Raw genomic sequence first — 14,583 nt, 5'->3', positions numbered from 1 at the left:
CGTCGTGAGTGTCGGTCGGGTTGTCAGAGATGGCGAATAGTTCAGGCGCGCCGTAGTTTTGGCTGTCCGACGCGTGTGTACCAACTGAAGGCGGGGTACACCGACGACGCTGGGTTCGTCACGTCCTTCACGTAGAACCAGTTCATCTGCGCGCGTGACCTGTCGATCTCCATGACTCCGAAACCGTGTGTGGTGAGCTCGACGTCCTTGATCCAGGGGTTCGCGGTCTTGATGGTCTCCTGGGCGACGTCCATGGTCGTCGTGACGGGCGCCGCGAGTGCCCTGTTGATGGCGATGGTGTCGTAGCCGCTGGCCACGGTGATGCTCGGCGGGGTGAATTCGCACGCGACCACGCGCCCGCTCGCATCCTTGCCGTAGTGGAGCACGTTGAGGGGAATCTCGCTGGCCCACGAGCTGTGGATGTCGCCGGTGACGAGCACGACACTCTTCTTGCCCGCCTTGTCGATCGCGTGCAGCAGCGCACGGCGTTCCGCTTGATATCCGTCCCACTGGTCGTTGTTGACCGTGATCCCGTCGGCGGGCAGGCCGATCTGCTTGTGCAGCCAGTCAGCGACGCGCGGGTCGGTGGTCTCGGGAATCACCAGCGGAGCCATCATCACCTCGTTGCCGATCACCTGCCAGCGCGCTGACGACGTCGTGATCGAGGTCTCGAGCCACTTGTATTGCGTCTTACCGGTGATGCTCTGGTTGGGATCGTCGACCTTGAGGTAGGACTGCTTGTCGCGGTAGGAGCGTAGATCGGGGATGATCAGCTCGGCGAGCTGACCGAAGCGGAACCGGCGGTAGGGGTGTTCGCCGTTGTCGATTGAATTGGGGCGCACCGGCATCCACTCGAAGTACGCCTTGTCCGACGCGCGTTTGCGGGCGCTCCAGCTGCCCTGGGTGAGAGTCTTGTGGTTCTCGGCGCCGTCTCGGTAGGAGTTGTTGGCGGATTCGTGGTCATCCCACATGCAGATGAAGGTGTGAGCGGCATGTGCGCGGGCGAGATCGGGATCCTGGTGGTACTTGCCCTGCCGGATCCGGTAGTCGTCGACGGTGACGGTCGCGTGGACCGGAGCGGTGGTGCGGACGGTCTCGTTGTAAGCGCCGGGATATCCGCCGGTCTCGTATTCGTAGGTGTAGTCGCCGAGGTGAAGCACGAAGTCGAGGTCATCCCGCTGAGCCATGCCGCGGTAGGAGATGAAATGGCCCGCTTCGTAATTCGCGCACGAACAGACCGCGAATCGGAGCTTGTCGATGTCGGCCGACAGCGCTGGTGCGGTCTTGGTGCGCCCGGTCGGTGAAACAGCGCCTGCCAGTGGGCCGTCGGCCACGACGAAACGATAGAAGTACCGCGTCGACGGCGACAGGCCGGCCGCGTCGACCTTGACGGTGTGGTCGCGATCGACAGAGGTGGTGAAGACGCCCGACGACACGACGCGCGCGAAGCCCGGGTCTTGGGACACCTGCCACCGGACGTTCGTCGGCTCGCCGAATCCCGACCCGGGTGTTGCCCGCGGCTCGGGAGTGACCCGGGTCCACAGGATGACGCGGTCAGACAGCGGATCTCCGGATGCCACCGAGTGCAGGAAGGCCTGATGGTGCGGCGCGGCAACCGCTTCGGATACACCGGATGCGAGCGCGGCCGCTGTGCCGGCTGCGGCGGCAGCGGTCTGCATGAGCCGCCGACGCGACATCGACGGAACAGCAGAGGTCTTCGAATCGGGCAGGCTGTGAGGTTCGCGGGTCACGAGAAGTTAGCGAAGCGGTCTTTGTTGTCCAATAGGCGAACAGCAGGCAAAGAAGACCTCATGAGACGCGTATGTGAATCCCCACTCAGTTTGTGCCGCAGCGAGTTGCCGGACGGGCGCGCGACTATGTGGTTGCGACCACACGATCCACGTGGCCGTGCCGACGAGCACCGCGTGGGCGCAGAGGCGTTGCCCCAGTTCGAGTCTCGGCGGGACGGGTGATCTCGACAAGCTCGATCGGCGGGTGGTGATCTCGACAAGCTCGATCAGCGGGGTGGGCTCGGTCGGCGGGTGGGCTCGATCAGCCGGTAGCAAGCTCGATGAGCGGGTAGCAAGCTCGATCAGCGGCCCGGGTCTCAGCGGGCGGCGTAGGCGCGGGCTAGGTCGAGCCGCTGCCACGACTGTGCGCCGGGGCGTTGGTCGTCGAGCGGGTATCCGGCCGGGTAGGCGGTGCGTCGCAGCAGATCGGTTGCTTGTGCGCGGGTGAGGCGAGGATGTGCGCGCAGCACCAGATCGACGGCTGCGCCCGGTACGACGAACGCTGCACTCGGCGAGCCGATGCGGGAGAGTCCGTAGGACATGCGCTCGTTGTACTCTGCGACGGCGTCGGGTGTGCTGCGGTATGGTGTGTCGCGCGCAATGCACGTCGAAAGTGCTGCGCGGCAACGCCATTCGAGTTCGGCGCGGAGTTCTTGGCCTGCTGCCACGATCAGTGGGCGGAAGCGTGGGTCGGCGTATCGGTCGGCGACGGCGGCGTCGGCGACCATGCGTCCGGCGATCACGTCGAGCGGGTAGTGCACCCCGAGGACGACGCGGTGATAGCCGGCCTCGCTGCCGCGTGCGAGGAGTTGCGGAGCGAACTCCGGCACCATAACGGCGAGTAGTCCGGTGCGGATCATCGCCGACGCGGTGTGCCCCGACGGGTACGACGAGCCGACGGAGAGCACGTCCTCGTCGGTCTTGCCCGGCAGGTTGTAGACCTTGATCCGGTTCGGCGCCACCTTGTACGGCCTGGGATTGTCGGAGATCTCCTTCTCGACGAGCGTCGACGACGCGATGCCTTGCCCGCGTGCGGCGAGTGTGTCGATGAGTGCGGTCACCTTCGGCAGTCGCTTCTCGGTGAGCGCTTGGCGCACATCAGCGCCGAGCTCGGTCCCGAACGCATCGGTCATGGCGTGCAATTGCTTCTGCGACAACCCGTCAATCGCGTACGCGTCGTCGAGTGCGCGCTTGCGCGATGCCGGATCATCCTGTGCCGCATTGTTGATCGCGACAGCCTTCTCCAGGTTCTCCGACATCGTGGCGGGGTGGTGCGCACGAATGTCGGTGAAGCTCGAGATCACCGGCCAGTAGATGACGTCACTGCCGTGGACATCCGACTGATAGAGGGTGGCCAACGCTCCGACCGGGAATGCGGTGGGTGTCGGTTTCGGCGGCGCTGCCTGCGCGGTGGCGGGTGCGCCGAACACCGCACACATCACCGCGGTCGTTGCGACGAGTCCGCTGGCGAGTTGTCGCGGGAGTCTCATGTCGTGGTTCCTGTCGATAGAAGGTCGGGGTCGGGTTCCGGCGAAACGATTTATGTGCGAATCAGTTTCGGGGTACCCGCCCGCGTCGACCAACCGAATGCTCGCCGAGTCGTCGAACGCGGGTCGAATACATCCGCGACGTAGAACCATTCCATTGTGGCCCGCGCTGGTGTCACGGTCATCACCCCGAATCCGTGTGTCGTCAGTTCGACATCCTTGATCCACGGGTTGGCCAATTTGATGGCCTCCTGACCGGCGGACAGCACAGCGACAGTCGGGGCGTCGAGTGCGCGGCTGACCGCGATGCTGTCGTGCGCACTCGCGGCTGTGATGCTGGGGACGGTGAACTCGCACGCGACGGCGCGTCCCGAGCGGTCCTTGCCATAGTGGGAAACGTTGAGCGGCAACTCACTTGCCCACGAGCTGTGGATGTCTCCCGCGACCAGAACCACGTTTCGCTTGCCCGCCTTGTCGATCGCGGACAGCAGTTGTCGACGCTGCGCCGCGTACCCGTCCCACTGATCGTTGTTGACCGGGAAGCCGTCTCCGGGGACTCCGACCGTGTCGTGTAACCACTCGGCGAGTCTTGGATCGGTCGACGCGGGAATCGTCAGCGGCACCATCATCACTTCGCTGCCGATCACCTGCCAGCGGGTCGACGACGTCGTGATCGAGGTCTCCAACCAGGTGTACTGCTGTGCTCCGGTGATCGACTGCTTCGGATCATCAACGCGCGCAGTCGATTGCTTGTCGCGATACGAGCGGAGATCGGGAATGATGAGCTCGGTCAGTGTGCCGAAACGGAGGCGTCGATACAGGTGTTCGCCGTTGTCGATTGAATTGGGGCGCACAGGCATCCACTCGAGGTACGCCTGTGTTGCTGCACGTTTGCGAGCAGTCCAACTGCCCTGCGTCCGCGGGTCGTGGTTCTCCGCACCGTCGCGGTAGGAGTTGTCGGCCGATTCGTGGTCGTCCCATATGCAGACAAACGGATGCGCGGCATGGGCGCGGGCAAGGTCGGGGTCCTGGTGGTACTTTCCCTGCCGGATGCGGTAGTCGGTCAGGCTCACCGTCGCGTGTCTCGGTTCGACCTTGCGAACAATCTCGCCGAATGCTCCTGTGTAGCCGCCGGATTCGTACTCGTAGGTGTAGTCGCCGAGGTGCAGGATGAAGTCGATGTCGGTGCGCTCGGCCATGGCCCGGTACGAGATGAAGTGTCCTGCTTCGTAATTCGAGCACGAGCAGACTCCGAACCGCAGACGGTCGATGTCCGCCGAGGCCGCGGGGGCTGTCTTCGTTCTGCCGACCGGCGACACGGCGCCCGCCGCGGGACCGTCGAGCACGGTGAAGCGGTAGAAGTATCGCGTCGCGGGAGCAAGTCCCGCGGCGTCGACCTTGACCGTGTGGTCGCGCTGGGCCGTCGTCGTCACGCTTCCGGACGCGACGACACTGCCGAATGCGTTGTCGTGCGCGACTTCCCAGCGCACCGCGGTCGGGTCGCCAAGGCCGGAGCCGGGTGTCGCGCGTGCGTGGGGTGTGACGCGCGTCCACAGGATCACGCGGTCGGGGAGCGGATCGCCCGAAGCCACCGAATGCGCAAAGACGCCGGAACCTCCCGGGGCTGCCGCTGCAGACGGAATCGCAGCCGACGCGACGGCGGCGGTGCCCGCAGCCACCGTCGCCGACTTCAGGAACGTCCTGCGCGTCACATGTGACATCTGCGAAGACTGTGCCAACTGCGGAGTCTGTGCCAACTGCGAAGGCAGCGGATTGCTGACCGATTTCGGAAGTCTGTGAGCCACGAGGAGTCAGTCAAAACCCGCCATGTGACCGGATTGGGTGTTTCAGGTGAACGGCGGGTGTCGACGCTCAGGCCTCGCCGCGCTCCCACTGCTCGATCAGGCCCGCCTGCGACTCCTCGGTCAGCAGTCCGTAGAGCTTGAACCGTGCCATGCCGCCGTCGGGGAAGATGTCCATCCGCGCTTCGGTCATCGGCCGGTCGAGGTCGATGACGAAGCGGTGGCGAGTGTCGGGTTGCAGCTCGGTGCGGGGCAACACATCGAACCATTCACCGTCCTCGCCGTCTCGGCCACGCACCGTCGCTGCTCCCGGCGCGTTGCCGATGAAGTAGCTGGTGTCGAGTTCGACGAGACTGACCCTGCCCTGGCCCGCGAGGCGCACCTGTACCCAGTCGTTGCCGGAGTCACGACGGCGGCTGGTCTCCCACCCCTCGCCCATGTGCCGCGCGCGACCGGGCATCAGCAGGTTGTTCGGTGAGCTGTAAAACATGTTCGAACAAGCGGTGATCAGTCCGCCGTTCTCGAGGGCGGCGAGATCGAAGTGGCCGTAGCGGAAGAAGTGCGGATTCGGCACACCGCGGCCGTGAACACGGAAGCGTGCGACACCGCCATCGGGATGCATGGTGAGTCGGACGTGCGTGAAGCGGCCTTTTGCGTCGACCTTGAACGGATTGCGGGTGTCGCCGTCGACCTGAGTCCTCTCGACGATCGTTGTCCACTCGGCGTCGTCGACGAGTTGTTGCGCCGACACGACGCCTTCGACCGCGGTGGCCTCCACAGAGATCTCGGGCGGATAGTTGCCCTTGAACCACGACGTGTCGACGACGACGCCGTAGATCACACCGGGTGCGCCGAGGCGGATGATCGCCTGGTCGACGCCGTCGCGGCGTCGGCGTCGTGTCTCCCAGCCGTCGTAGACCTGGCCCTTATGCCCGAAGGTTGCGGGCCGGTACTCGGCCGGGCCTGTCTTGATCAGGTTCTGTACCTCAGCGAACAGATCGTCGTTGGTCCACACGACCGCGCCGCCGAGATCGCGAAGCGCGAGGTCGGGCATGGAGGTGAAGTGGGGGCGGCTACCTGACGGTGGTGGAGGCTGAGGAGTCACGAATGTCGATGGTAGTTGGCTGTTTGCGTAGCGCAGAACTCGAGCGCATACTTGCGCTCGGCATTTGCTTGCAACATGCAACTACTTGCAATATGTAACATCCGTCGGCTTTGTCCGTTAGGTAGTAAAAGGCGGTAACAGTGCTCGACCCGGAGTCGATCGACCAGCTCTTCGATTCGCTCAGCCGATACCTGCGTGTTCGGGATCGTGCGGTCCACACCACGTTCCGTACCAAGGACGGGGAGTTCGAGACCGCGGCATTCCGCGGGCTGTTCCACCTCGACCGTGCACCCATGCGATCGAGCGAACTCGCCGCCGCGCTCAACGCTGATCCGTCGACCGTGTCGCGACACGTCGCACAACTCGTCGACCTCGACCTGGTGCGTCGCGAGGCCGATCCGGCCGACGGACGCGCAACGCTCCTGGTGATCACCGAAGCGGGACGTCGACGCGTCGAGGGCATGCGAGCGATGCGTCGTGAAGCGTTCGAGTCCGCGATGACGGACTGGAGCCAAGACGAACTGTCGACGTTGGTCGTGTTGTTCGACCGCTTCGTCGACGCCGCGGAGCAGCTGATTGCGCCCGCAGGCGAACATTCCGGGAAAGGAACGAGATGACAGACGAGACGCAGGTGTCCACGCCATCTGACGAGGTGGCGGGCGCCGGTCTGACTCACCGGCAGATCCTCACGATCCTGGCCGGCTTGATGCTGGGAATGTTCCTCGCGGCGCTCGACCAGACCATCGTGTCGACCGCGATCCGCACCATCGCCGACGACCTGCACGGCTACGACATGCAGGCATGGGTGACCACCGCCTACCTCGTCACGTCGACCATCGTCACTCCGCTCTACGGCAAGCTCTCCGACCTCTACGGCCGCAAACCCTTTTTCCTGCTTGCCATTTCGATCTTCATCGTCGGATCGCTGCTGTGCTCGCTCGCGACGTCGATGTACGAGCTCGCGGCGTTCCGCGCTCTGCAGGGGCTCGGCGCGGGCGGTCTGTTCACCCTGGCGCTGACGACGATCGGCGACATCGTCCCGCCGCGTGAGCGCGCGAAGTACCAGGGCTACTTCCTCGCGGTGTTCGGCACGTCGAGTGTGCTCGGTCCGGTACTCGGTGGCTTCTTCGCCGGTCAGTCGACGATCCTCTGGGTGTCGGGGTGGCGCTGGGTCTTCCTGGTGAACGTTCCGATCGGCATCCTCGCGCTGATCGTCGTCGCCAAGGTGCTCAACTACGACCAACAGAAGGGTCGGGGCGGCCGTACCGACTACTGGGGTGCGTTCGCGCTCGCCGTCGGCATCGCGCCGCTGCTGATCGTGGCCGAACAGGGCCGCGAATGGGGGTGGTTCTCGGGTTGGGCGTGGCTCTGTTACGGCGTCGGAGCCTTCGGCATCGCGCTGTTCGTCTGGGTCGAACACAAGATGGGCGACGACGCGCTCATCCCGTTGCGCGTCTTCAAGAATCGGGTGTTCGCGCAGGGCATCGTGATCTCGATGGTCGTCGGTGCGGTGATGTTCGGCGGGATCTCGATGCTGCCCCAGTACTTCCAGGTGCTGCGCGGCTCGAGCCCGATGGTCGCGGGCCTGCAGATGCTGCCGATGGTTCTCGGTCTGATGATGGGTTCGATCGCGTCGGGTCAGATGATCTCGCGCACAGGCAGATACAAGGTGTTCACGATCGTGGGCGCGGTGCTCATCACCGTCGCCACGTTTCTGTTGCACCTGGTGAGCACGTCGACACCGGTCTGGATCGTCATGCTCATGGCGTTCCTGCTCGGCTTCGGACTGGGCAACCTGATGCAGCCGATCACGCTCGCGATGCAGAACATCCTGCCGCCCAAGGACATGGGCTTGTCGACCGGCACCGCGACCTTCTTCCGCCAGATCGGCGCGACTCTCGGTGTGGCCGTGTTCTTCTCGCTGCTGTTCAGCATGATGGGGCCGAACATCAAGGACGAGATGGTGTCTGCAGCGCAGACTCCCGAGTACCGCGCCGCAGTCGTGCGGGCCGCGGGCAGTGATGATCCGCAGGTCAGCGAGTTCGCCAAGGGTCTCATCGCGGCGTCGCAGAATCCCGGGGGAGCGTCGGGGTCGTCGGACGCGGTGATGAGCGATACGTCGATCATCGAGAAGTTGCCTGCCGAATTGGGCGATCCGATCAAGGAGGGCTTCGCGAACTCGATGGACACGGTGTTCCTGACGGTGTCGATCGTCTCGCTGCTCGCGATCATCGGCACGGTCACGTGGAAGGAGCTCCCACTGCGTCGCGGGAAGCCGGCCGCCGAACCTGCCGCCGCCGAGTAGGGCGGACGGGTAGGACCCAAAAAGTCCACCTCATCTGTGCCGGTTCACCTTCGGCAGTGCCGAAGGTGACGTGCAACAGATGAGGTGGACTTTTCAGTATGTGGCGGCAGGGGCGTCGAATCAGTGCCCCGGGAAGCGCTCGACGGCGGCCTGGGCCACCTTCTCCGCCTCGTCCTTGCCGACCCAACCGCCCGGTGTGACCGACTTGCCGGGCTCGAGATCCTTGTAGTGCTCGAAGAAGTGCGAGATCGCGTTCAGCTCGAACTCCGACACGTCGCCGACGTCCTGGATGTGATCCCAGCGCACGTCCTTGGCAGGCACGCACAGCAGCTTGTCGTCGCCACCTGCCTCGTCGGTCATCGTGTACATCGCGACCACGCGAGCCTTGACCACGACGCCCGGGTACACCGACTCGGGCAGCAGGACCAGCGCGTCGAGCGGGTCGCCGTCTTCGCCGAGTGTGTTGTCGATGTAGCCGTAGTCGGCGGGGTAGCCGAATGCGGTGTAGAGATAGCGGTCGAGGAAGACCTTTCCGCTCTCGTGGTCGACCTCGTACTTGTTGCGACTTCCCTTGGGGATCTCGATGGTCACATCGAATTCCACGGTTCCTCCTTGATCGTGGCGCCTCGGGCGGGATCGGTGCGCCGTCGGCGGGTGTCGACAGCCGCGGTCCGGCTGTGCGAATCGCCTCAACGATACTGTGGGGCGTCGGAAGAGATGGGTCGAGACCGGAGGTCGAGTGGGCGCGAGGAATCAGGACGGTCGGTTGGGCGGTCGACGTCGCGCGGTTGTGTGGACCCTGGTGTCGGTGGTCGTGCTGGCGTTGATCGCCTCGAGTGTGCTGTTCGTGGCGTTGCGCATGAACAAGTCCGACGACCTGCCCGCAGGTGTGCCGCCACGGCCTGCGCCGATCGCCGCGACACCTGCGATCAACGCTGTGTCGGCCACGGCCCCGCAGCCGACGGCAGACGGCGTCACCAAACAGATCGCCGCAGCGGCCCGCGCGCCCCAGCTCGGCGAGTTCACCGGCCAGGTCAGCGACTCGCTGACCGGCGCGATCCTGTGGTCCAAGAGTCCGAGCACCCCACGAGTGCCGGCATCAAACACCAAGATCCTGACCGCTGCTGCCGCGCTGCTCGGACTGCCGCACGATGCGCGCCTGACGACGACCGTCGTGGTGGGTACCGACGGTCAGGTGATCATCAAGGGGGCGGGCGATCCGACGCTGTCGGCCCAGTCGAAGCGGTCGCAGACGTTCTACACCGATCCGGGTCGGATCAGCGATCTTGCCGAGCAAGTCCGTAAGTCGGGGGTCTCGGTCACGTCCGTGGCCGTCGACACCAGCGCGTACACCGGTCCGACGATGGACAGCAGTTGGAGCCGCGACGACATCAAGGGCGGCGACATCGCTCCGATCGAGGCATTGATGACCGACGGCGCGCGCATAGATCCGCTCAACGAATACTCCCCGCGCGTCGACAACCCTGCGATAACCGCCGGAGAACAACTCGCCAAGGCGCTCGACGTCGACGCCCCGGTCACGAACGTCACCGCTCCCGCTGGCGCGCGGACCGTCGCGACGGTCCGCTCGGCACCGCTGGTCACCAGGGTCAACGACATGCTCCGCTACTCCGACAATGTCCTCGCCGAGGCGCTCGGCGTCGAACTGTCCGTCGCCCGTGGTGGGCCCGCAACGCTCGCAGGGGGTACGTCGGCGGTGAAGCAGACGCTCTCCGACAACAAGTTCGACGTCTCGAACGTGACGCTGCGCGATACGTCGGGGCTGTCGTACCGCAACCTCGTGCCCGCAGCACTGCTCGACAAGCTGATGGCCGCTGCCAGCGGACCGACCGGAAGCGATCAGCCGATCGATTCCAAGATCCGCCCGATGCTCGACGGACTTCCGGTCGCAGGCGGCACCGGCACACTCGCCGACCGTTTCACCGTCGGCGAGAACCCCGGCGCGGGGTGGGTGCGTGCGAAGACCGGAACACTGACCGGCGTCAGTTCGTTGACCGGCATAGTTCAGACGGTCGACGGTCGGGTGCTGTCGTTCGCGTTGATCTCGGGAGGCACATCTCCCGCGGACGCGCGGCCGGCCCTCGACAACGTCGCGGGCAAGTTGAGGGAGTGCGGGTGCCGATGACCGAGCCGACCGACGTGGGAAGTGGTCTCGACAAGCTCGACCAGCGGGGTGGAGCTGACCAGCGGGGCGAGCTCGACCAGCGAGACCAGCAGGAGGAGCGCGGCGAGTCGATCGGTGCGCGCATCGACTGGTCGCTTGCCGCGACGGTCGGGAAACGGCTGGTGCGTCCGGGACCGAAGGTCACCGAGTACACGCTCGACGCCGCGCAGGCCGAACTGGCCGACGCCGCAGTGCGGGCCGAGGGACCGGTGCGCGAGGTCACCGGACTCGCGGACGGTCTGCGCGTACCGAGTGCGCTCGTGGTCGACCGGCGCGGCTGGGTCGACGCCGCGTCTCAGTCGATGCGATCGATGCTCGACGGCGACGACGACGGCGAGTCCGGTGGCGGACTGTCGGGGAAGGTCGGCGGCCTACAGGCAGGCGGTCTCCTCGCGTTCCTCGCGGGCGCCATCCTCGGGCAGTACGACCCGTTCACGCCGAGTGGTTCGGACGCGAGCGGGCCGAGTGACCCCGGCGTGCTCATGCTGGTGACGCCGAACATCATTGCGGTGGAGCGCAGTCTGCGCGTCGTGCCGTCGGATTTCCGTCTGTGGGTGTGTCTGCACGAGGTGACCCATCGCGTGCAGTTCTCCGCCAACCCCTGGCTGCGTCAGTACATGCTCGACAACATCGCGGTGCTGACCTCCGATGCGGGCGAATCGGTGACAGACGTTGTCGCACGGATCAATTCGGCTGTGCGCGGTGGTGCCAAGCGGGAGAAGGGCGTCATCGGTGTGATGCAGATGCTGCAGACGCCCGAGCAGTACGAGGCGTTCACCCGCATGATGATGCTCGGCACCCTTCTGGAGGGACATGCCGACCACGTCATGGATGCCGTTGGCCCAGCACAGGTTCCGACAGTCGAGCAGATCCGCGCATCGTTCGACAAACGACGCACCGCACCGCGAAATCCAGTGCAGCGCATCATCAGGGCGTTGATCGGTATGGATGCCAAACTCGCGCAATACATTCGGGGTAAGGCTTTCGTCGACGAGGTCGTCGGGACCGTCGGAATGGAGCGTTTCAACACCATCTGGACCGATGCGGAGACGCTGCCCCGGCCAGACGAGATCGACGAGCCGTCGCGATGGATTGCACGCGTGTTGTGACCCGCGCGGTCGCAGATTTTGCGACCGCTCACCTGGCCGGACGCACCGAGGTGTGCGTCGGGTTGTCCGGAGGGCCGGACTCGTTGGCGCTCACCGCAGGAGCGCTTCGTGCGGGTCTGACGGTCCGTGCGCTCATCGTCGACCATGCACTGCAGCCAGGCTCTGATGCTGTTGCGGCCGATGCGGCGCGGACCGCCATAGGCCTCGGTGCGTCGGCGCAGGTGCTGCGCGTGAGCGTCGGTACCGCCGGCGGCATGGAAGCGGCGGCACGAGAGGCCCGGTATGCGGCACTCGACGCCGCCCGCTCCGGACTGCCGGTCCTGCTGGCCCACACCATGGACGATCAGGCCGAGACTGTCCTCCTCGGCCTCGGGAGGGGTTCGGGGTCGCGTTCGCTGGCTGGTATGCGTGCGTGGCGTGAGCCGTGGGGTCGGCCGCTGCTGGGTGTACGTCGTTCGCAGACGGTCGGAACGTGCACAGAGCTGGCACTGCCAGCGCATGCCGATCCGCACAACCGCGACCCGAGATTCACTCGCGTGCGGCTACGAGCAGAGGTGATCCCGTTGCTCGACGATGTCCTGCACGGTGGGGTCGTCGAGGCGCTGGCGCGCACCGCGACCTCATTGCAGGCGGACGTCGACGCTCTCGACGACGTCGCGGACGAGATCTACTCGACGTCGTCGCGGATCGGCGAGCACGCCGAACTCGACGTCGCTTCGGTCGCCGACCTTCCCGCCGCGGTGCGAACCAGGGTCGTGCGGCGCTGGCTGCGGGAGGTCGGCGCGACAGAACCCACGACGCGGGTGATCGAGGCCGTCGACGAGCTACTTCGGGGTGTTCGGCCGGGTCAGGTGGCGATCGGCGGATCGCCTGATCACCGGCTGGCGGTCGAACGGACAGCCGATGGGATGAGGGTGACGCGCCTTCCGCGGTGACCCGGTCACCAAAGCGTGGCCGGGTCACCGCGGAGGGATCGCTTTTTAGTCGTTCTAAACGGGCGAGTTGATGGTCTGGAAGTACTGGATCGCGGAGAGGATCAGCGTCCCACCTCCGCCGAGGATGATTCCGACGATCGACCCGAGCGCCGCACCGATCTGAATGCCAGGAAAGAGGCAGCCGATTCCCGCGCCCAGCGCCGCACCGAATCCACATCCGACCACAGCCCCGACAACAGCGCCGAGACCAAGTCCGACCAGAGAAGAAATGGTCATTCCGGCCGACAGCTGACCGTTGAAGCGGGTGAGAGCCTCGTTGTCGCGTTGTTGCTTCGTCTGCTTCGTCGGGGCTTCCTTCGCGGCGACCGCACGCATCGCGTTCACCTGAACCGGGTCGGCGAGATGTGCACGCAGTTTGTCTCGGGACGGGACCAAAGTCGCGGATGTCGGGGTCACGTGCGCGTCGATGGGCAATTCGAGAAATTCATCCCGATACCACAAAGCCATGCGGAAAAGGGACTTTCCCGCGCCGTTCTTGATGACCAGGTCAGAGCCCTCACGAGCTATCGTGCCGTCGGTGACGGAGAGGCTCACCGACGACGGTCCAGCGGAAAGGCGGTAGTGAACCGATTCCGACGACGGCGCAGCGTGGGCAGTTGCCTGCAGCAGGGGGATCGCGAGCACAGCGGCGGCGAAGATTGCAATCGCACGTATCAAATACTTTGTCGGCAAATATGTTTCGCCAGGCAAATGTGCTAGTTGAGAGGGTGGCTTGGGGTTGTATCGCCGCTGTTGGTTCATTGTCGTCCTCGTCCTTGATCCGACGTTGAGTTTGCTTGTCATCGGCGATTACGCCGCTCCGTGATCCTCAAATAAAATCCGAGAATCGTTAGTGAGTGATACCGATCACTACGATGCCCGAAAATAGATAGTGGCTGCTTTTCTTGGGGCGTGGGCACAACCGCGCCCGCGGGTGACGCATGTTTCGATCCGTTATTCTCTTGTGATGGATTCGTCCTGTTTTCAGACGACATTTCCTCGGGTGGGTAATGGTGTTCAGACGCAGCGGACGGCACCGCGGGCATCGGCCGGTTCGGTGGACGTGTCAAGCTGGTATCCGTGCATTCCGAGATCGAGATCGAGCACCACTACGGCGACGACATCGAAGCTGTCCTCATAACGGAGGAACAGATCAAGGCGCGGACCGCGGAGCTGGCCCAGTCGGTGGCGCAGCGCTACACGGATCTGCAGGACGATCTGGTCCTGATCGGCGTCCTCAAGGGCGCGATCATGTTCATGACCGATTTCGCCCGCGCGTTGCCCATTCCGTCGCAGATGGAGTTCATGGCGGTGTCGAGCTACGGGTCGGCGACGTCGTCGTCGGGCGTGGTGCGCATCCTCAAGGACCTCGACCGCGACATCGCAGGTCGTGACGTCCTGATCGTCGAGGACATCATCGACTCGGGGCTGACGCTGTCGTGGCTGATGAAGAACCTCGCCACCCGTCAGCCGCGGTCGTTGGCGGTGTGCACCCTGCTCCGTAAGCCGGAGGCGGTCCGCTCGCCCGTCGACGTCGCCGATGTCGGCTTCGACATCCCCAATGAGTTCGTCGTGGGCTATGGCCTCGACTATGCGGAGCGCTACCGCGACCTCCCCTTCATCGGCCGCCTGCGCGCGTCGGTCTACGAGAACTAGCCCGCACAGCGCGCGAGGGGAGCCCGCGCAGATAAACAGGGAACGGTTTCACCTGCGTGATCGTTGACCGGTAGCCTCAATGTGTACGACCGAACCCTTGGGTGGCGTTCACATCGTTCACGAACCGATGGGAAGGACAGTGGTAACGGCGCCGGGCGGCCCCACGTAGC

Annotated in this window: 12 protein-coding genes; 6 read left to right on the top strand and 6 right to left on the bottom strand. The window is 65.0% G+C overall.

Annotation, left to right across the window (positions count from 1 at the left end; all coding sequences use genetic code 11):
• Positions 1-41 precede the first annotated feature (41 nt).
• The 4 genes from RND64_RS19135 to alc form a co-directional block, all read right to left on the bottom strand.
• Positions 42-1,751 carry an alkaline phosphatase D family protein gene (locus RND64_RS19135; RefSeq protein ID WP_235434415.1) on the bottom strand — a complete coding sequence of 570 codons (1,710 nt, stop codon included), beginning with the start codon at positions 1,749-1,751 and terminating at the stop codon, positions 42-44.
• 356 nt (positions 1,752-2,107) lie between these two features.
• Complete coding sequence (locus tag RND64_RS19130; RefSeq protein WP_331436267.1) at positions 2,108-3,280, bottom strand: phosphatase PAP2 family protein; 1,173 nt, start codon at positions 3,278-3,280, stop codon at positions 2,108-2,110.
• A 50-nt stretch (positions 3,281-3,330) separates the two neighbouring features.
• Entirely contained in the window at positions 3,331-4,998 is a 1,668-nt protein-coding gene (locus RND64_RS19125) for an alkaline phosphatase D family protein (RefSeq protein ID WP_331436266.1), read from the bottom strand.
• A 151-nt stretch (positions 4,999-5,149) separates the two neighbouring features.
• Positions 5,150-6,133 carry an allantoicase gene (gene alc / locus RND64_RS19120; RefSeq protein ID WP_331436689.1) on the bottom strand — a complete coding sequence of 328 codons (984 nt, stop codon included), beginning with the start codon at positions 6,131-6,133 and terminating at the stop codon, positions 5,150-5,152.
• A 191-nt stretch (positions 6,134-6,324) separates the two neighbouring features.
• Between alc and RND64_RS19115 the strand changes: the two genes are divergently transcribed.
• A complete protein-coding gene (locus RND64_RS19115) occupies positions 6,325-6,801 on the top strand; it encodes a MarR family winged helix-turn-helix transcriptional regulator (RefSeq protein ID WP_049699957.1) in 477 nt (158 codons plus the stop codon).
• Positions 6,798-8,489, top strand: a complete 1,692-nt coding sequence (locus tag RND64_RS19110; protein WP_331436265.1) for an MDR family MFS transporter — start codon at positions 6,798-6,800, stop codon at positions 8,487-8,489. The genes RND64_RS19115 and RND64_RS19110 overlap by 4 nt, the downstream gene beginning before the upstream one ends.
• 120 nt (positions 8,490-8,609) lie before the next feature.
• On the opposite strand, the gene RND64_RS19105 is transcribed toward RND64_RS19110, so the two are convergent.
• Positions 8,610-9,092: an inorganic diphosphatase gene (locus RND64_RS19105; protein ID WP_005207556.1), complete on the bottom strand. Its 483-nt coding sequence runs from the start codon at positions 9,090-9,092 to the stop codon at positions 8,610-8,612.
• Positions 9,093-9,228: 136 nt separating this feature from the next.
• Here RND64_RS19105 and dacB point away from each other — a divergent pair, with 136 nt between their 5' ends.
• From dacB to tilS, 3 genes are read left to right on the top strand one after another with little or no spacing between them, the layout of a single operon-like run.
• Positions 9,229-10,635, top strand: a complete 1,407-nt coding sequence (gene dacB, locus RND64_RS19100) for a D-alanyl-D-alanine carboxypeptidase/D-alanyl-D-alanine endopeptidase (RefSeq protein WP_331436264.1) — start codon at positions 9,229-9,231, stop codon at positions 10,633-10,635.
• Complete coding sequence (locus tag RND64_RS19095; protein WP_331436263.1) at positions 10,632-11,783, top strand: zinc-dependent metalloprotease; 1,152 nt, start codon at positions 10,632-10,634, stop codon at positions 11,781-11,783. The genes dacB and RND64_RS19095 overlap by 4 nt, the downstream gene beginning before the upstream one ends.
• A complete protein-coding gene (gene tilS / locus RND64_RS19090; RefSeq protein ID WP_331436262.1) occupies positions 11,762-12,718 on the top strand; it encodes a tRNA lysidine(34) synthetase TilS in 957 nt (318 codons plus the stop codon). Before RND64_RS19095 ends, tilS begins: the two co-directional genes overlap by 22 nt.
• A 54-nt stretch (positions 12,719-12,772) precedes the next feature.
• Here the strand turns inward: tilS and RND64_RS19085 are convergent, their stop codons facing one another.
• A complete protein-coding gene (locus RND64_RS19085; RefSeq protein ID WP_064864192.1) occupies positions 12,773-13,435 on the bottom strand; it encodes a hypothetical protein in 663 nt (220 codons plus the stop codon).
• Positions 13,436-13,837: 402 nt separating this feature from the next.
• On the opposite strand from RND64_RS19085, the gene hpt reads away from it, so the two are divergent.
• Positions 13,838-14,413 (top strand): hypoxanthine phosphoribosyltransferase, encoded by a 576-nt coding sequence (hpt, locus tag RND64_RS19080; protein ID WP_049699953.1) that lies wholly within the window; start codon positions 13,838-13,840, stop codon positions 14,411-14,413.
• Positions 14,414-14,583: the final 170 nt, after the last annotated feature.

Origin of the sequence: Gordonia sp. w5E2 (assembly GCF_036540975.1) — a bacterium.
GTDB classification, from domain to species: domain Bacteria; phylum Actinomycetota; class Actinomycetes; order Mycobacteriales; family Mycobacteriaceae; genus Gordonia; species Gordonia jacobaea.
The sequence above is the reverse complement of the archived record's forward strand: the minus strand, read 5'-3'. Positions and strand labels throughout refer to the sequence as shown.

Bases quoted from the DNA above. Each gene is read 5' to 3' on its own strand.
- alc (WP_331436689.1), bottom strand. From the start codon at position 6,133: ATGCCCGACCTCGCGCTTCGCGATCTCGGCGGCGCGGTCGTGTGGACC.
- RND64_RS19095 (WP_331436263.1), top strand. From the start codon at position 10,632: ATGACCGAGCCGACCGACGTGGGAAGTGGTCTCGACAAGCTCGACCAG.
- RND64_RS19110 (WP_331436265.1), top strand. From the start codon at position 6,798: ATGACAGACGAGACGCAGGTGTCCACGCCATCTGACGAGGTGGCGGGC.
- RND64_RS19130 (WP_331436267.1), bottom strand. From the start codon at position 3,280: ATGAGACTCCCGCGACAACTCGCCAGCGGACTCGTCGCAACGACCGCG.
- tilS (WP_331436262.1), top strand. From the start codon at position 11,762: ATGGATTGCACGCGTGTTGTGACCCGCGCGGTCGCAGATTTTGCGACC.
- RND64_RS19125 (WP_331436266.1), bottom strand. From the start codon at position 4,998: ATGTCACATGTGACGCGCAGGACGTTCCTGAAGTCGGCGACGGTGGCT.